Here is a 16,884-nt window from a genome sequence, read left to right as displayed (position 1 = left end):
TCCGTCCGAACATGGCTCGATCACGGTTTCTAGCTCGACAGGCGTCCAACAGGGGAGAACTCACATGAACTCGATCAACAGGCGCCATGTCCTGCAAGGTCTCGCGGCGGGAGCGAGCGCCGCGGCGCTGGGCGGCCCGGCCTTGGCCCAGTCAGGCGGCAAGGTCGTGGTCGGAACCTGGGGCGGCGACTATGCCCGCCTCCTCACCAAGAACATCGAGGACCCGATCCTGAAGCCCAAGGGCATCGAGGTCCTGCAGGACCAGGCCGGCGACGCCCCACGCCGCGCCAAGATGGTCGCCGAGCGTCGCCTGCCGCGCGGCACAGTCGACATCCACGGACTCTCGGCCGCCAATATGTACGAGATGAACGAGGCCGGCGTCGTGGAGCAGCTCGACTTCTCCAAGATCCCGAACGCCAAGAACCTGCTGCCGACGATGAAGTACCCCTATGGCATCGGGCACATCTATTCCGGCAACGTCGTCATCTACAATCCCAAGCTGATCAGCCCCGCGCCGACCGGTTTCAAGGATTGGCTCGACCCGAAATGGGGCAACAAGATCGGCTTCATCGACATTCAGTATCAGTCGATCATGGTCGCCGCCTCGATGGCCGCAACGAACGGCGCCAGCATGAACGACCTCGACAAGGCGAAGGAGGTTCTGCTCGCCGTCAAGAAGGCGGGCGCGCGCGTCTACCCGACGAACGAGGCCTTCGCCCAGGCGATGAAGAACGAGGAGGTCGGCATCAGCGCGATCTGGAAAGCGCGCGTCGTCCAGTGGCAGGATGCCGGCATTCCCTGCGAGGCGGTTTCCCCGATTGAAGGCATCCCCGCCTATGTCTCCGGTTTCGTCATTCCGAAGAATGCGCCGAACAAGGAGAACGCCTACGCCTACATGAACGCCATGCTCGAGACGGCTCCGCAGGAGGCTTTCGCGGTCGATATGGGCTATAACGGCACCGTCACCGGCCTCAACGTGGCGCCCGCGCTGCAGAAGCGGATCGGCTTCACGCCCGAGGAGGAAAAGCGCCTCAAGGATCTCGACTACGGCTTCCTCGCCAAGAATGATTCGGCGATGAAGGAGTGGTGGGACAAGGTCTTCAAGGCGTGATGCGGCCATGAGCACGACTGCCCCAGAAGCTGTTGCGGGCGGCCGCACCGGACTCGCCGGGGCGCTCGTCGTGCCCGCGACCATCTTCGTCGCGATCGGGCTGATCGGCCCGGTCGCGATCCTGTTCCGCTATTCGCTGAACCAGTTCATTCCGGGCCAGTTCATGGTCGACGGACTGACCATCGAGAACTACGTCAAGTTCTTCACCGACGCCTATTATCTCAACGTGCTCACGCGCACCGTGCGCGTCGCGGTGATCTGCACCATTGCCTGCCTGATCATGGGCTTCCCCCTGGCCTATGTGCTGGCGCGCACCGAAAGCCGGTTCAAGAATCTGCTGATCATGGCGGTCGTGCTCCCCCTGTTCGTCGGCAACGCTGTTCGTGCCGCCGGCTGGATGACCGCTTTCGGCAACAAGGGCGCGCTCAACGCCTCTCTGATGGGGCTCGGCCTGATCAATCAGCCGATCGAGATCATGTTCACCGAGACGGCCGTGATCATCGGCATCGTCGCGGTCAACCTGCCCTTCATGGTGCTGACTTTGCAGAGCGTGATCGAAGGTATCAACCGCAATGTCGAGGAGGCAGCGTTCAGCCTGGGCGCCGGCCCCGTCGCGATGTTCCGCCGCGTCCTCTGGCCCCTGGCGCTCCCGGGGATTCTCGCTGGCACGATCCTGACCTTCATCCTGGCGATGAATGCCTATGCGACCCCCGTTCTGCTCGGAGGCCCGAAATTCCAGACGATGGGGCCCCTCGTCTATGGCCAGTTCGCACAACAGAACAACTGGCCCTTCGGCGGTGCGATTTCCTTCATCCTGATGACGGCGACGCTCCTGCTGACCGTGGCGGCCCACCTGATCGTGCAGCGGCGTTATCGCTGAGTGCGCCGCTGGCCGCAGCGGCATGTTGCCGCCGGTCTCAGTGGCGCTTCCACTGGTCAAGCGCGCGGCAGCACTCTAAATCTCGCGCATGACCATTTCCGGATCGCTCGTCCCCATCGCAGTCGGCGCCGTCGCCCTGGTGCTGCTGCTGGGTCTCGCCAACATGCTGCGCGGCGGCAGCGCGAACACATCGCAGAACCTGATGCGACTCCGTGTGGTGCTGCAATTCGTCGCGATCCTGGTGATCATCGGCGTGCTCTGGTGGCGCGGAGGCTGAGCCCGCCTCGCTTCTCGGCGGGTGCGACAGTTCTGACTGACCATGCGTAAGCTGTTGATAAATCAGATGTTCTGGATAACCCGCCAGGGGTCTCAACCGCGCTTGCCGCATTCTGGACACGAGTCTATGCGTTTCACTAACGCCCGTTCAAACGATAAAAAGAACCTGTAGCCCATGCCGCGCGTCGCGTTGCTGATCCTTGCCGGCTTCCTGGCTGCCTCGCCTGCCCTGTCGCAGTCGCAGGCCTTGCCTCCCGGAGTTTCCAGCTACGCCCCCGCAACCGAAACGCCGCTTCCGTCCTGGGAAGCGCGCCTCGGCATTGCTCCCGCGAATCCCGGCGGACGCGAAAGCGGATTGCTGAACTTCAATGGCGAGGTGATGACGCCACGCATCATCCCGCTGAACGATCGCATCGCCTCGGCCTTCGTGCCGCGCTTCCATCTCGGCTCCAGCATCAATTTCAACGGCACGCGCTATGCCTATGCGGGCGCGACCTGGACCGTGGATCTCTCGAAGAATGTCTTCGTCGAGGCCAGCTTCGGCGCCGCCGTCAATGACGGCAAGACCGGTCCGGTCGTCCCGGAGAACCGGCTCGTCGTCGGCTGCGATACCGGCACGCGCGGTGCCGCGGCGCTCGGGGTTCGCCTCAGCGATCGCTGGAGCCTGATCGCGACGCTCGAGCAATTCGGCACCACCGGCTGCTCCGACAAGGACAAGCCGCGCGGCCCCGCCAATTTCGGCGCCAGGCTCGGCTACACCTTCTGACCCTTCGCCGGAGAGACGGCCCGCAAGGCGGATTGCGGCTTTCGGGAATGCCGACGCGGACACAGAAGGTTGGATCGCCTGACCGGATACGCGTTTCGATTCGATGATCGAAAGCATCTCGGCACGGCGCAGGCTGCGGCGCTCCAAGCCTTCCGTTGCGGACGCGACGCGCTATAACGCGTCATGGTCAAGCTGAATCGCATCTATACGCGCACCGGGGATAACGGCACCACCGGGCTCGCGACCGGCCCACGCCGGCCGAAATACGACCTGCGCATCGCAGCCTATGGCACCGTCGACGAGACCAATGCCTGTGTCGGACTGGCACGGCTGCATGCCGCAACCGAGGATGGCGAGGTCGATGCCATGCTCGGACGGATCGCCAACGATCTTTTCGATCTCGGAGCCGATCTTTCGACGCCCGACACCGGCGAGCCGCTCGCCTATGAGCCGCTGCGCATCGTCCAGGCTCAGGTCGACCGCCTTGAAGCGGAAATCGATCAGCTGAACGCAGCGCTCGCCCCGTTGCGCTCCTTCGTCCTGCCCGGCGGAACACCGTCGGCCGCCTATCTTCATCTCGCCCGCACGGTCAGCCGGAGGGCTGAACGCCTGATGGTCGAACTCGCCCAGACCGAGGGGGAGCGCGTCTCCGCGCCGGCGCTAAAATACATCAACCGGCTTTCGGACTTCCTGTTCGTCGCCTCACGTTTCCTCAATGCCAGGGCCGGGGGCGATGTGCTCTGGGTTCCCGGGCAGAACCGCTAGAGCCGGACATGTTCGTACCGCTGCATGACGGCGTTCCGCTGCGCTTCATGCGCGCGCCCTATGTGACCTATGCCCTGGTCAGTGCCTGCATCGGCATCCATCTCGCGATCTGGATCCTGCACGAACCGCCTGGCGAGATCGCCGTCATGGCCGGCTTCGGCCTGATCCCCTCCGTCTTCTTCGGCACCGCGCAACTACCCATCGAGATCATGCAGGCTCCGGCCTGGCTGACGCTGTTCAGCAATGTGCTGCTGCATGCGAGCTTCGCCCATCTCGTCGGCAACATGCTGTTCCTCTGGGTCTTCGGCGACAATGTCGAGGACGCGATGGGCCATTTCCGCTTTCTGGCCTTCTTCTTTCTTTGCGGCCTGGCCGGGTCGCTGGCGCATGCCGTCATGAATCCTGATTCGGAGCAGCCGCTGATCGGGGCATCGGGCGCAATTTCGGGCGTCATCGCCTCCTATCTGATGCTCTATCCGCAGGTCCGGATCTGGGGCCTCGCCTTCAAATGGATTCCGCTGCACATTCCGGCGATGTACGCGCTCGGCGCCTGGATCCTCTTCCAGTTCATGTCAGCCTTCGTCGACCCGCAGGGTAATGTCGGCTGGTGGGCGCATCTCGGCGGGCTTGCGACCGGGGCGGGGCTGACCCCGATCTTCATCCATCGCGGCGTCGGGCTGTTCGGGCGCGCTGCAAGAGGGTGACGCCCGCGACTTTCGCGGCGTTGACAAGCCTAAACAGCCATCGCTACGGTCCCCCGGCATTCCAGCCGAGAGCCACGATGCCGTCATCCTGCCGCGTCGCGCGGCGCGGCCTCGATCGTATCTCTCCCGAACGGTGAAGCGACGATGAAGATCCTTGTGCCCGTCAAGCGGGTTGTCGACTACAATGTGAAGATCCGCGTGAAGGCGGACGGCTCGGGCGTCGAGCTTGCCAATGTCAAGATGTCGATGAATCCGTTCGATGAGATCGCCGTCGAGGAAGCGTTGCGGCTCAAGGAAGCCGGCAAGGCGACCGAGGTCATCGTCGTCTCGATCGGCCCGGCGCAGGCTGCGGAAACCATCCGCACGGGTCTCGCCATGGGTGCCGATCGCGGCATCCTGGTGAAGGCCGAGGGCACGGTCGAGCCTCTCGCCGTCGCCAAGCTCCTGAAGAAGATCGTCGAGCAGGAGAGCCCGCAGCTCGTCATTCTCGGCAAGCAGGCGATCGACGACGACTGCAACCAGACCGGCCAGATGCTGGCCGCCCTGCTTGGCTGGCCGCAGGGGACCTTCGCCTCCAAGGTGGTGATCGGCGAGGGTTCGGTCGACGTCACCCGCGAGGTCGATGGCGGCCTGCAGACCGTGGGTCTCAAGCTGCCGGCGATCGTGACCACCGATCTGCGACTGAACGAGCCGCGCTACGCCTCGCTGCCCAACATCATGAAGGCCAAGAAGAAGCCGCTTGATGAGACCACCGCCGAAGCGCTCGGCGTCGACATCGCGCCGCGCCTCAAGGTCCTGAAGACCACCGAACCGCCAAGCCGATCCGCCGGCGTCAAGGTCGGCTCGGTCGCCGAGCTGGTTTCCAAGCTGAAGAATGAAGCAGGAGTTCTCTAAAATCATGACGACGCTGCTTCTCGCCAAGCACGACAACAAGAGCCTCAACGAGGCCACCCGCAAGGCCCTGACCGCCGCCAAGGCGCTCGGCGCGCCTGTGCATGTCCTGGTCGCCGGCACGGGCTGCAAGGCGGTTGCCGAGGCCGCAGCCAAGCTCGACGGCGTCGAGAAGGTGCTGCTGGCCGACGATGCTGCTTACGAGCACCGGCTGGCCGAACCGCTGTCTGCCCTTATCGTCTCGCTGGCCGGCCCCTATGACGCGATCGTCGCGCCGGGCACCACGACCGGCAAGAATGTGATGCCGCGCGTCGCTGCCCTGCTCGACGTCATGCAGATCTCGGAAATCACCAAGGTCGTCTCGCCCGATACCTTCGAGCGTCCGATCTATGCCGGCAACGCGATCCAGACCGTGCAGAGCGGCGAGGCCAAGAAGGTGCTCACCGTGCGCGGCGCATCCTTCGCCGCGACCGGCGACGGCAGCGCGACCGCGCCGATCGAAGCAGTTGCCGCTGCCGAGCATGCCGGCACCTCGAGCTTCAAGGGCGAGGAAGTCGCCAAGTCCGATCGTCCGGAGCTCGCTTCGGCCAAGATCATCATCTCGGGCGGCCGCGCGCTCGCTTCGGCCGAGAATTTCGGCAAGGTGATCGAACCCGTCGCCGACAAGCTCGGAGCCGCCATGGGCGCCTCGCGCGCCGCGGTGGATGCCGGCTATGCCCCGAACGACTGGCAGGTCGGCCAGACCGGCAAGGTCGTGGCGCCCGACCTCTATATCGCCGTCGGCATCTCGGGCGCGATCCAGCATCTCGCCGGCATGAAGGATTCGAAGGTCATCGTCGCCATCAACAAGGACGAGGAAGCCCCGATCTTCCAGATCGCCGATTACGGCCTCGTTGGTGACCTCTTCACCATCATGCCCGAGCTTGAGGCCGAACTCGCCAAGATCGGGCGCTGACAGGATCGGCCGCTGACGCCAGCGGCACGAATGTGATATCCGGGCCGCTTGCTCTGGGCGGCCCGCGTCGCTTTCACGATGAAGGCGATCAGACGAAAGATGGATCAGGACATGTCGGACCAGGCGATCAAGACGATCGGCATCATTGGCGCGGGGCAGATGGGCAACGGCATTGCCCATGTCGCAGCCGTCGCTGGCTTCGACATCCGGCTGCACGACCTCGCCGAAGACCGCATCAAGGCCGCACTGGCGACGATCGACGGCAATATGGCGCGTCAGGTCACCAAGGGCGCCATGGATGACTCGCTACGGCGCGAAGCCATGGCCAAGATCGTCGCAACGCCGACCCTCGAAGGGCTTGGCGACTGCGACCTGATCATCGAGGCCGCGACCGAAAGCGAGGAGGTCAAGCGCAAGATCTTCACCGCCGTCTGCCCGCATATCAAGCCGGAGACGATGCTTGCATCCAACACCTCGTCGATCTCGATCACCCGGCTTGCCGCGGCGACCGACCGGCCGGAGCGCTTCATCGGCATCCATTTCATGAACCCGGTGCCGCTGATGCAGCTCGTCGAGCTGATTCGCGGCATCGCCACCGACGACCATACTTTCGAGGCAGCCCGCAGCTTCATCAGCAAGCTGCACAAGACGGTGACGGTCTCGGAGGATTTCCCGGCCTTCATCGTCAACCGCATCCTGCTGCCGATGATCAACGAGGCGGTCTATACGCTGTATGAGGGCGTCGGCTCGGTCGAGGCGATCGACACCGCCATGAAGCTCGGCGCCAATCATCCGATGGGTCCGCTCCAGCTTGCCGACTTTATCGGCCTCGATACCTGCCTCTCCGTGATGCAGGTGCTCCATGATGGCCTGGCGGATTCGAAATATCGCCCCTGCCCGCTGCTGGTAAAATATGTCGAAGCCGGGTGGCTCGGCCGCAAGACCAAGCGCGGTTTCTACGATTATCGCGGAGAAAAGCCGGTCCCGACCCGCTGACCGGCATCCCGACCCGGCATTAAGCCGGGTATCACCCCAGAATTCGGAATGGATGGCGTCGGTCGGCTCAAGGCCGGCCACTATGACGCACATCAACTTCGCACTGCGGCATCTTCACATTCCTGTCGTCTCGCGCGTACATTGAGCTGTGAGCAGGATTCGTCCTGCTTCGATCAGCGGAGGTGCGACGGGTTTGACGGCGCATGTGATGCATCCGATGGCCTCTCCGGATGGCTGTCCGGCTCTGGTGCTCAATGCCGATTTTCGGCCGCTGAGCTACTACCCTCTCTCGCTCTGGAGCTGGCAGGACGCCATCAAGGCGGTCTTCATGGACCGGGTGAACATCGTCTCGGAATACGACACGATCGTGCACAGCCCGAGCTTCAACATGAAGCTCCCGTCGGTGGTCTCGCTGAAGACCTATATCAAGCCGTCCCGCACCCCCGCCTTCACCCGCTTCAACGTCTTCCTGCGCGACCGCTTCTCTTGCCAGTACTGCGGCACGCGCGACGAACTCACCTTCGACCATGTCGTGCCACGCTCGAAGGGCGGCCTGACGACCTGGGACAATGTGGTCGCGGCCTGCTCGCCCTGCAATCTGCGCAAGGGCGACAAGATGCCGACCGTCGTCGGCATGTTACCACTGCAAAGGCCCTTCGCGCCGACGGTCAACGACCTGCACCGCAACGGCAAGCTCTTCCCGCCGAACTATCTGCACGAGAGCTGGCTCGACTATCTCTACTGGGATTCCGAACTCGAACCCTGAGATGCTCGGTGCCGATTATCTGCCTTGCTTCGAGGCCTTGATCAGGCCCAGCAGAGCCAGGGCGGCAAGCCCCAGCGAAGCCAGAGCATTCCAGCCCGCCAGGGACAATCCAAGAAACCGCCACGCTGCTTCGCCGCAGGACACCACACGCGTGGTCTGAAGCTGCTTCATGAAATCCTGGACGCCTGCGGCAGCCGCCGGGGCACCGCCGCCGCAATCATTCGGGCCGAGGAACCAGCCCCATTCCACGCCGGAATGATAGGCACCAAGCCCCGTACTCCAGAGCATCAGCAGGGCGAAGCCGGCGAGCACCGTCATTTGCAAGGCACGCGAGCGAGCAACCACCAGCGCCGCGACGGCAAGCGCCATGGCAGCGTAGTGCGGAATGCGCTGCTCGAGGCAGAGCTTGCAGGGCACGAGATGCCAGACGAGTTGCGACCACCATGCTCCGGCGATCAGGGCCGTCGAACCGAGACCGAGAAGCAGGATCAACCGCATCGGGCGCATCAGCATATCGAGCCGGGAATCGCTGCCGGGCATTGCATCATACCGCCGGGAACAGGTGCTTGAAGGCGAAGAAGCCGCCCACGATCCCGACGACCAGGACGATCATCGCCGTGGTGAAATGCTCGTCGAGAACGCGCCGGATCGGACCGCCGAACCGATTGAGCAGCCCGGCCAGAAGATAGAATCGTGCCCCGCGCGTAATGATCGAGAGCACGACAAACCAGAGCAGATCGTATCCGGCAAAGCCCGAGGTGATCGTCACCAGCTTGTAGGGGATCGGCGTCAGCCCCTTCAGCAGGATGATCCAGGCACCGTACTGCGCATAGGCTGCGCGAAAGGCCTCGACCCCGTCGCCATGGCCGTAGAGCTTGATGATCCACTGGCCGAGCGAATCATAGAGCAACGCACCGATCGCGTAGCCGAGCAGCCCCCCGAGCACCGAGGTCACCGTGCAGATCCCGGCATAGAACCAGGCTTTCTGGGGCCTGGCCAGCGCCATCGGCACCAGCATCACGTCGGGCGGAATCGGGAAGAAGGAGCTTTCCGCGAAGGAGACGGCACCCAGCGCATAAGGTGCGCGCGGACTGGCTGCGAGCGCCATGGTCCATTCGTAGAGGCGTCGAAACATGTTCATCCACCGGTTCGCGCCGCCCGATGAGGGCCGACATGCGGCTGTTTTGTCCTCAGGAGCGGACAATAGCCCTCAAGCGTGCCTGCGCGCGCAAAGGCCATCTTCCGGCGGGCGTCGCCGGCCAACCGGGCTGGCTCCGCTAGCGAGGCTGTCTAGCCCCGATAGCGTCAGGCTGTCCATCATTCACAGCTCCGCACAATGCCTGCTCACGATCCGTTGACCGCGCGCGCGCCATCGCTATAGTCCGCCGGCCCGTTGAGGGCATGTACCGCGGTCGAAAGATCGGCGGTGTCGTGCTTGGGCCCCTGTGGCGGAATTGGTAGACGCGCTCGACTCAAAATCGAGTTCCGCAAGGAGTGCTGGTTCGATCCCGGCCAGGGGCACCATTCATCTTCGAAACGCGCGTGTTCACTTGCGTTCGCGGAAAGTGCGCGAGGCCGGTATCCAGTCTTATCGCGCGACTTGGCCGATGGCGGATGTCGCGGGCTTCTCGCGGTCCCCCTTAGATACAGCGCGGCACCGTCTTCAGGCACGGGGCGCAAGATGTCCCACCTCATGATTGCCGAGGCCTCAAGCCGCTTCAGGTCAGCGTTCCGGAGCCTTTCACTGCTGTCGATCGGGGGACGCGCACATGAACGCAGGAGTCGGCGTCATGAATCTCCGCCGGAGGCGGCGGCGCCAGATCGCCATCGATCTGCACATCTGACGTTCCACGAACGGAGACATGGTTGGCGCGTTTCATTTCGACGAACGAAAGCGACGAAAACCGATTCGTGACGAGACAGAATGCGGACTTCAACAGCGCGAACCGGCTTCCTTCACGCAGAAGCGCAACGATGAAACCTGAGGCCTTTGGCGTGGCGTTCTCGCTGATAATGAAGGGGCCTGCGTATAACCTGCCCTTCATCACGAGCAAGCCCGAAACGATTTCATCCGGGCCTCCATCAATTCGTACTGTGAACTTTGGATCTCGATGCAGCAGCAGGCACTGTATCGCCGCGATGACATAGGCGAGCTTACCAACGAGCTTCTTCGCATCCTTGTTTAAGCGTCGGACGACCGAACCATCAAATCCAACTCCCAGAGTTTGGACGAATACTCGCTCCGGAACGCCAGCAGCAGAGTATAATCCCGGATAAACCGGCGCTGAAAACCCTTCGTTGATGATGCGAGCAGCTTCCGCGATATCAAGCGGGATGCCGAGTTCCTGCGCGAACAAATTCGCCGTGCCGAGTGGCAACACACCGAGTTCCGCAGGCAATCCGATCATTCCCGACGCGGCTTCCGATATCGTGCCGTCGCCTCCGACAGCCACGATGCAGTCATGCCCATCCTCGGCAGCTTGCCGCGCCAGCTTTTCCGCGTCTCCCGCCATCCTGGTCTCGACGACGGTCGATTCGGGAAAGAGCCTGGCGAGCTCGCGAACCGAAAGCCCACGAGCCCTTCCCGCAACAGGGTTGAATAGAACGAACATCATTCGCGACCTAGTTGCTTCGCTTTTGATGAGCCAGCCATTTTTGGGCCTCGACATGCGGACATTGCAGCAGGCGCAACGAGGTTGGCCGAAGAATTCGACCATCCGGGACTATAACTGCAAGGTTTAGGACGCGCCCCTCAAGAACCTGCACGAAGCCCGATGCCGCACCTGTCCACAAGCCCACTGGATTGAACGCGCGGGGCTCGCAAATCTGGGAAGACGATGCGCGAGCCGGGCGGTTCGGGTTGATAGCCCCCGCTACCAACCCACGACCGCCCTTCATCGTCGCTTACAGGCCGTAGCTCCGGACTGCCGGGAAAGCCCGATCGCTCCATCTGCGAAACGCCCTCTATGCGTACGTGACTTGGACCTTGTCCGCGCTGGCGGCTTGGCCTGAGGCCGCGGGCTCGCTAAGCCTGGATCCTGCACCTTGCCCGAGGCTCTCTTGCGTATCCTGCTGATCAATCCCAACACGACCCAGGCGATGACGGATCTCGTCATGCAGGTGGTGGCGCCGCATGCTCCGTCCGATGTCGCCCTGCATCCGGTGACCGGCCGCTTCGGCGCGCAGTATATTTCGAGCCGCAGCGCGGGGGCGATCGCGGCCCATGCCGCCCTTGAGGCCTATGCCGAGCATGGCGCCGGCTGCGACGCGGTCTATCTCGCCTGCTTTGGCGACCCAGGGCTTCACGCCCTGAAGGAGATCTCTCCCGTTCCCGTCGTCGGCATGGCGGAGGCGAGCTGCCTGGCCGCCGCGGCGATGGCCCGGCAGTTCTCGATCGTCACCGGCGGCGAGCGCTGGGGACCGATCCTGCACGAGTTCGTCGCGATGATTGGCCTCGACGGCCGGCTTGCCTCGGTCGAGACCGTCACTCCAACGGGGGCCGATATCGCCCGTGACCCGGATGGCTCGATTGCACTGCTCGCCGCAGCCTGCCGCAAGACGGCGGAACGCGACGGCGCCGGAGCCGTCATTCTCGGCGGCGCCGGACTGGCCGGCCTCGCCGCACGCGTCCAGCCACATCTCGATATTCCGGTGATCTGCTCGGTCCAGACCGGCATGAAAGCGGTCCTGGCCGCTCTCAACGGCGGCGCGGCGAAACCGGCGAGCGGCGATCTCGCCTTCCCGGCGCCGGTCGGGAGTGTCGGCCTGTCGCCCGCGCTTGCGGCCCTTCTCGCCAGGTCCTGAACCGAGGAAGGTCCTGAACCGGGGAGCTGCCGCCGGCACGCTCAGCGCAGCAACAGCGCCGAACCGTAGAGCCCCACGCCGAAGACGATATGGCCCGCGATGTTCATGGCGCGGATCTGGCCGGCATTCGGCTTCTTCGACGCCGCGATCCCGGCGCCCATGCCCGGCTGCAGGATGAACCAGCCGCAGCCGACCGTGACGAGACCGACGATCAGCGCGGGTGCGAGACTCGGATTGCGGGCCCAGTCGAGCCCCCAGATCGCCAGCAGGACCGCCGCGAACAGAATGCCGATCAGATAATGCGCGATCCAGCCGAGGGCATGTTCGTTCACCACCGGCTCGGAGCGGCCAATATCCTCATGCGCCAGTCGACCTTGCGCCAGATGGCCGAACCAGCGCCCGGTCATGGCCCAGTTCGGGGCAGGCAAGCCGAAGGCACGTTTCAAGAACTGGCCCCAGAGATCGAACAGGAGGGTCGCACCGACGCCGATCAGCACCGCACGCACAAGAAACTCAAGCATCGCACATCCCCGGAATCCACCCATGGGCGCGTCGGCCGCCGCGCCTCGCCGGCAATGGAAGGGAAGAGACCGCGTGTGGTCAATCGCTGGGCGTGGTTTTCCCCGCGCCCTCTGTGCAGGGGCGTCATGCGCCGTTCATCGCATGACGCGACAGCCGGCTCCCGGTGGAACCCTGGGACCACCGACGCCGTTCCCTTCAGAAGACAGAACGGGGATAGCGGAACATGGCATTGGAAACGACGGTGAAAGCACGCGCGGGCGGTCCTCACGGAGTGGACGAACTGCCCTCGGTTGTCGTCACCAGCTATAATCTGGAGGTTCGCGACGAGGACGGCTTCGTCGGTGACAAGGCCAAGCGTGGCGCATTCCTGGACCATCTCGACGCCCTTCGCGAGCATCTGCGCCGGACCGGCGACGACCCGATCACGGTCGACTCCGACAAGATCGGCAAGAAAGAGTTCGACGCGCTGCTCGGCGAAGGTGAGCCGCGCGAGGCGGCTCTCATCCTCAGCGCCATCGAACGCTACGCCCAGTCTCTGGCCTTCGTCATTCGCCGCTTCGCCAGGCTGAAGCCCTGGAGCGCCGTCGAGCGTATCGTGGTCGGCGGCGGGTTCCGCCAGAGCCGCGTCGGCGAACTCGCGATCGCACGCGCCGGCATCATCCTGCAGACGGACGGACATAGTATCGACCTTGTGCCGATCCGCCATCATCCCGACGAGGCGGGACTGGTCGGCAGCGCCCATCTTGCGCCGAAATGGATCTTCGAGGCCTATGACAGCCTCGTCGCCGTCGATATCGGCGGCTCCAATATTCGCGCCGGCATCGTCGAGCTGCGCCAGGACAAGGCGCCGGACCTCGCCAAGGCCAAGGTCTGGCAATCCGAACTCTGGCGCCACGCCGACGAGGAGACCAACCGCGACGACGCAATCAAGCGGCTCGGCAAGATGCTCGATGGCCAAATCAAGCAGGCCGGCAAGGCGGGCCTTCGCGTTGCTCCCTTCATCGGCGTCGGCTGCCCCGGCCTGATCGAGCGGGACGGCTCGATCGACCGCGGGGCGCAGAATCTGCCTGGCAACTGGCAGAGCAGCCGGTTCAACCTGGTCGAGAGCGTCCGCGAGATGGTCCCCGAGATCGGCGGACACGAGACGACGGTCGTGATGCATAACGACGCCGTCATCCAGGGCTTAAGCGAGATGCCCTCGATGCAGGATGTCGAGCATTGGGCGGTGCTGACCATCGGCACCGGCCTGGGCAATGCGAGCTACCGGAACCGGACGAAGCCGAAGGGCCGCGGCGACCGGGCCAAGAATGGAAAGGCCGACGACAGGAAGGGCTGACCGCTCAGCTCCGCTTTGCCGGCAGCGCCCACATCAGCCCACGCGTGATGATCGCGGGGAAGACGGTGAGATGATCCTCGTCCTGGATGATCTCTGTGGTCAGCTTCAGGCCGGGATAGTTGTGCGAGCGCAGCGCCTTCTCGAATTCCTGCAGGTCGGCGATCATGTCGAGCTTGCTGCTATAGCGCGGCGAGGCCTTGCTGATCGTCTCGAAGGAGGCGATCGCCATCAGCACGTCGGCCTTCAGCTCCTTGTTCGCCTCTGCATAGGCACGCTCGCGCGCAAGCATCACCTTCTGGTCGTACCAGAGCGAAGGGCTGCCGATGATGTAATGCGAGAACATCTTCGGCTCGGTCAGCAGGATATGGACGCCAAGCAGCCCGCCATAGGAATGTCCGGCAAAGATGCTGCGATGGGTGTCGGTGCGATAGGTCGAAGCGACAAAGGGCATCACCTCGTCGGCAAGAAAGCGGCGATAGGGCTCCGCTTCGCCGAAGATTGGCGTGCGCCCGGACTCGTCCTTCGTCTTTTCGCCATTGGGCGTCGGCGTGTAGTCGCGGCGGCGGCTGAACTGCGGCGTGTCGCCGAGCGCGTAGGAGAGACCGACCAGGATGAACTCTTCCAGCCCCTGACCGCGATTGCCGACCCGGCGGGCAATACTGCGCACCAGCGGGAAGGCGTAATCGGCGTCGGTGACGAACAGCACGGGAAAGCGCCGGCGGGGCGAGGAGTGATAGGAGGCCGGCAGGCTGACATAGATTTCGTAGTCGCGCTGCAGCGCCTTGGCGTGGATCGTCCGGACCTCGGTGTCCTTCAGAACGAACGGCGCCGGATTCGATGAGGCGGCCGCAGCAGCCGGAGGTTCTGGAGCCGGCTGGGCAACGGCAACGCTGGCGAACCCGAAGGCGGCAAGCAGGGCAGGCAGGCGAAGCATCCGCCGGATCTCCGACATGAATGTGCCGGGATCGTGACGGTTCTCGGTCGGTCCGCCAAGAGCTAAAGCATCGGCCCGAAAAGTGGATTGCGGTTTTCGGGGCAAAGCCGATGCCATCACAGATGGCTAGATCATCGGACGGGATACGATATCCGATCCAATGATCTAACGCCGCATGGCCGGCGTCTCGATTGGCAGGCCGCGCGCACGCCCGGCAAGATAGAGCTCGAGCGCCAGATATTCCGGCGCGCCATAGTCGAACTGCGTCGCCCGGACGCCGAGCGAGCAGGCGCGCAGGCGCCGATGCAGCGAACCGACGCCGTTCCATTCCAGCCGATAGGCCGGATAGCCGGTCCCCGTGCCGTGGCTGATCGTGTCGCCACGCAACTTCTGGCCAACCAGCCCGTCATGGCATTGCTTGCAGGAGAGGTTGAGCTGCCCCTGGCGGCGCTCGAAAAAGGCCCTGCCCGCGTCATAGAAGGGTTGTGCCGGACCCCGGGTCTCGACGTCCATCGGCAAGCCCCGGGACAACGAAGCGACATAGGCCGTCAGTGCCAGAAGTTCACCGCTCTCATAGCCGAAGGCTGGCTGCTTCTGCCGCTCCACGCGGCACTGTTCGATGCGTCCCTCGAGATTCAGGAGCTGCCCGGTGCCGGCATCCACCTGCGGATAATGCGTCGCCGCGCCACGCAGACCCTTCTCCGGCTCGGCATGGCACTGGCTGCAGGCCTGGCTGGTCCCTGGCTTGCGGCTGAAGAGTTCCTGACCCTGCTCGACCCAGAACCAGGCCGGGTTGCGCGTCGGATCATCCTGCTGTCGGCGCAGATCGGGCGACAGGAAGGCGCTCCCCGAGGTGACCTCTTCGCCGCCCGCGGCCGTGCCAAGCGTCGCGATCAGGAGTCCCAAAGCCAGCTTCAACCACATCGCCCGGTGCTCACGTCACCGTCAGCCTGGCCGTCCGGGTGAAGACCGCTCCGCCATCCTCGCGCCATTCGAAGACGATGTCGCCGGTCTCGACCGCGCGCGTCGTGAAGGAGACGAAGGGATTGGCCGAGACCCCCGTATACATGTCGAGCCGGAAGATCGGTTCCCCGGAATAGGTCGCCGTCAGCCGGTTCAGGATTTTCCGTGGAACGGTGCCCCCCTTGCCGTCGGATTGGCCGCCGCGATCCATCGGATGCCGCGTCAGAACGCGGATCTCGATGATCTCGCCGGCGCGCGCTTCCGTCGGCATGCTGATGCGGGCGTTGAATGCCATCGGATCTCCCCTCATCCGCCGTCGATGCAGGCGCTCAACGTCACGACGACATCGGCATCGCTCATGAGATAGCTCCCCGTGCTGAGCGCAGCGACGGCGGTGACCTTCTGCGAGGTCGCCAGCCGCAAGGTGGTCGCGACCTCGGCGCGGCCGGAGCGGGGCCCAAGATGAAACCGCGCCATGTCCGGGAACGGGTTCTTCTCGGCGATAAGATGAATCCAGCGGACATGGTCCGCCTCCGTCATCGGGCACTCGACCACGATCCTCGTATCGACCGAATTGCCGTTCTCGACGAGCGCCGGAATCTCCAGCGTGATCCTGCCGCGCACCGGCACTGCGCCATCGGTCAGCCGCGCGATCAGCTCCGGCAGCGCCGGCTGCGTCGCAGCCATCGCCGCCTTCGGCAGGCTGGCCAGGCCGATCCCGGCCGCAGCACCGACGACGATGTCACGCCGACTCGGGGCGGACTCAGAATGTCTTGAGAGTGGCGAGATAGGCAACGACATCCTCGATCTCCTGCTCCGATAGAGCCGGCTTGCCACGATAGACCGGGGCGACATCGTGCAAGCCCTCGGTCCGGTAATAGGGCGGCATCACCGTCTCCGGATTGAGCCGCGATGAATCGACCAGCCTCAGCCTGATCTGCCCGGCGTCGAGCCGGGTCCCGATGCCGGCCAGTGGCGGCCCTATCGCGCCCTGGAACGGCTCTGCCGGATCCGCCCCCTGATGACAGATCAGGCAATTGCCGCGCTCCCGGTCGCGCAGGATGACCTGCCCTCGCGCCGCATCGCCGGCAAGCGCGCCGAGAGCCTTCGGAATCGCGTCCCCGACGACGGCGTAGGGCTCCAGCGCCGCGCCCGGCCCGGAGGAAGCCAGTCCGAGCAGAAGGGCTGTGGCGAGGCCGAGGCGCGTCATGCGCC

The 16,884-nt window shown here is 64.3% G+C and carries 21 protein-coding genes and 1 tRNA gene; 13 read left to right on the top strand and 9 right to left on the bottom strand.

Annotation, left to right across the window (positions count from 1 at the left end; translation table 11 throughout):
* Positions 1-64: 64 nt before the first annotated feature.
* The 10 genes from BIWAKO_RS11860 to BIWAKO_RS11815 all read left to right on the top strand — a co-directional run bounded on the left by BIWAKO_RS11860 (position 65) and on the right by BIWAKO_RS11815 (position 8,110).
* Positions 65-1,111 carry an ABC transporter substrate-binding protein gene (locus BIWAKO_RS11860; protein ID WP_069878847.1) on the top strand — a complete coding sequence of 349 codons (1,047 nt, stop codon included), beginning with the start codon at positions 65-67 and terminating at the stop codon, positions 1,109-1,111.
* 7 nt (positions 1,112-1,118) lie between these two features.
* Positions 1,119-1,991 (top strand): ABC transporter permease, encoded by an 873-nt coding sequence (locus BIWAKO_RS11855; RefSeq protein ID WP_069878846.1) that lies wholly within the window; start codon positions 1,119-1,121, stop codon positions 1,989-1,991.
* Positions 1,992-2,079: 88 nt separating this feature from the next.
* Positions 2,080-2,268 (top strand): twin transmembrane helix small protein, encoded by a 189-nt coding sequence (locus BIWAKO_RS11850; protein WP_043233987.1) that lies wholly within the window; start codon positions 2,080-2,082, stop codon positions 2,266-2,268.
* 174 nt (positions 2,269-2,442) lie between these two features.
* Entirely contained in the window at positions 2,443-3,033 is a 591-nt protein-coding gene (locus tag BIWAKO_RS11845; protein WP_069878845.1) for a hypothetical protein, read from the top strand.
* A 183-nt stretch (positions 3,034-3,216) separates the two neighbouring features.
* Positions 3,217-3,798 carry a cob(I)yrinic acid a,c-diamide adenosyltransferase gene (locus BIWAKO_RS11840; RefSeq protein ID WP_069878844.1) on the top strand — a complete coding sequence of 194 codons (582 nt, stop codon included), beginning with the start codon at positions 3,217-3,219 and terminating at the stop codon, positions 3,796-3,798.
* A gap of 8 nt (positions 3,799-3,806) precedes the next feature.
* Positions 3,807-4,502 carry a rhomboid family intramembrane serine protease gene (locus BIWAKO_RS11835; protein ID WP_069878843.1) on the top strand — a complete coding sequence of 232 codons (696 nt, stop codon included), beginning with the start codon at positions 3,807-3,809 and terminating at the stop codon, positions 4,500-4,502.
* A gap of 144 nt (positions 4,503-4,646) precedes the next feature.
* Positions 4,647-5,396 (top strand): electron transfer flavoprotein subunit beta/FixA family protein, encoded by a 750-nt coding sequence (locus tag BIWAKO_RS11830; protein ID WP_069878842.1) that lies wholly within the window; start codon positions 4,647-4,649, stop codon positions 5,394-5,396.
* A 4-nt stretch (positions 5,397-5,400) separates the two neighbouring features.
* A complete protein-coding gene (locus BIWAKO_RS11825) occupies positions 5,401-6,348 on the top strand; it encodes an electron transfer flavoprotein subunit alpha/FixB family protein (protein WP_069878841.1) in 948 nt (315 codons plus the stop codon).
* A gap of 111 nt (positions 6,349-6,459) precedes the next feature.
* Positions 6,460-7,344, top strand: coding sequence for a 3-hydroxybutyryl-CoA dehydrogenase (locus BIWAKO_RS11820; protein ID WP_069882395.1), 885 nt, complete (start codon positions 6,460-6,462; stop codon positions 7,342-7,344).
* A gap of 208 nt (positions 7,345-7,552) precedes the next feature.
* Complete coding sequence (locus BIWAKO_RS11815) at positions 7,553-8,110, top strand: HNH endonuclease (RefSeq protein ID WP_069882394.1); 558 nt, start codon at positions 7,553-7,555, stop codon at positions 8,108-8,110.
* Between the two features lie 15 nt (positions 8,111-8,125).
* Here BIWAKO_RS11815 and BIWAKO_RS11810 read toward each other — a convergent pair whose 3' ends face one another.
* Both BIWAKO_RS11810 and BIWAKO_RS11805 read right to left on the bottom strand, forming a co-directional pair.
* Positions 8,126-8,650, bottom strand: coding sequence for a disulfide bond formation protein B (locus BIWAKO_RS11810; protein WP_069878840.1), 525 nt, complete (start codon positions 8,648-8,650; stop codon positions 8,126-8,128).
* Positions 8,651-8,654: 4 nt separating this feature from the next.
* A complete protein-coding gene (locus tag BIWAKO_RS11805) occupies positions 8,655-9,245 on the bottom strand; it encodes a YqaA family protein (protein ID WP_069882393.1) in 591 nt (196 codons plus the stop codon).
* Between the two features lie 304 nt (positions 9,246-9,549).
* Between BIWAKO_RS11805 and BIWAKO_RS11800 the strand changes: the two genes are divergently transcribed.
* Positions 9,550-9,634: transfer RNA gene (locus BIWAKO_RS11800), tRNA-Leu, on the top strand.
* 194 nt (positions 9,635-9,828) lie between these two features.
* Here BIWAKO_RS11800 and BIWAKO_RS11795 read toward each other — a convergent pair.
* Complete coding sequence (locus BIWAKO_RS11795) at positions 9,829-10,725, bottom strand: diacylglycerol/lipid kinase family protein (RefSeq protein WP_069878839.1); 897 nt, start codon at positions 10,723-10,725, stop codon at positions 9,829-9,831.
* Positions 10,726-11,170: 445 nt separating this feature from the next.
* On the opposite strand from BIWAKO_RS11795, the gene BIWAKO_RS11790 reads away from it, so the two are divergent.
* Positions 11,171-11,914 (top strand): aspartate/glutamate racemase family protein, encoded by a 744-nt coding sequence (locus tag BIWAKO_RS11790; protein ID WP_069882392.1) that lies wholly within the window; start codon positions 11,171-11,173, stop codon positions 11,912-11,914.
* A gap of 41 nt (positions 11,915-11,955) precedes the next feature.
* Here the strand turns inward: BIWAKO_RS11790 and BIWAKO_RS11785 are convergent, their stop codons facing one another.
* Entirely contained in the window at positions 11,956-12,435 is a 480-nt protein-coding gene (locus BIWAKO_RS11785; protein ID WP_069878838.1) for a DUF2938 domain-containing protein, read from the bottom strand.
* Between the two features lie 224 nt (positions 12,436-12,659).
* Between BIWAKO_RS11785 and BIWAKO_RS11780 the strand changes: the two genes are divergently transcribed.
* On the top strand, positions 12,660-13,772 hold the full coding sequence (locus BIWAKO_RS11780; RefSeq protein WP_069878837.1) for an ROK family protein: 1,113 nt from the start codon (positions 12,660-12,662) through the stop codon (positions 13,770-13,772).
* Between the two features lie 4 nt (positions 13,773-13,776).
* Here BIWAKO_RS11780 and BIWAKO_RS11775 read toward each other — a convergent pair whose 3' ends face one another.
* The 5 genes from BIWAKO_RS11775 to soxX form a co-directional block, all read right to left on the bottom strand.
* Entirely contained in the window at positions 13,777-14,706 is a 930-nt protein-coding gene (locus BIWAKO_RS11775) for an alpha/beta hydrolase (RefSeq protein ID WP_069882391.1), read from the bottom strand.
* 165 nt (positions 14,707-14,871) lie between these two features.
* A complete protein-coding gene (soxA, locus tag BIWAKO_RS11770) occupies positions 14,872-15,624 on the bottom strand; it encodes a sulfur oxidation c-type cytochrome SoxA (protein WP_210185089.1) in 753 nt (250 codons plus the stop codon).
* 16 nt (positions 15,625-15,640) lie between these two features.
* Positions 15,641-15,964 (bottom strand): thiosulfate oxidation carrier complex protein SoxZ, encoded by a 324-nt coding sequence (locus tag BIWAKO_RS11765; protein ID WP_069878835.1) that lies wholly within the window; start codon positions 15,962-15,964, stop codon positions 15,641-15,643.
* A gap of 11 nt (positions 15,965-15,975) precedes the next feature.
* Positions 15,976-16,356 (bottom strand): thiosulfate oxidation carrier protein SoxY, encoded by a 381-nt coding sequence (locus BIWAKO_RS11760; protein ID WP_244523417.1) that lies wholly within the window; start codon positions 16,354-16,356, stop codon positions 15,976-15,978.
* 76 nt (positions 16,357-16,432) lie between these two features.
* Positions 16,433-16,879 (bottom strand): sulfur oxidation c-type cytochrome SoxX, encoded by a 447-nt coding sequence (soxX, locus tag BIWAKO_RS11755; RefSeq protein WP_069878833.1) that lies wholly within the window; start codon positions 16,877-16,879, stop codon positions 16,433-16,435.
* Between the last annotated feature and the right edge of the window lie 5 nt (positions 16,880-16,884).

It is taken from the genome of Bosea sp. BIWAKO-01, assembly GCF_001748145.1.
Lineage (GTDB): Bacteria > Pseudomonadota > Alphaproteobacteria > Rhizobiales > Beijerinckiaceae > Allobosea.
This window is presented reverse-complemented; position numbering and strand designations above follow the sequence as displayed.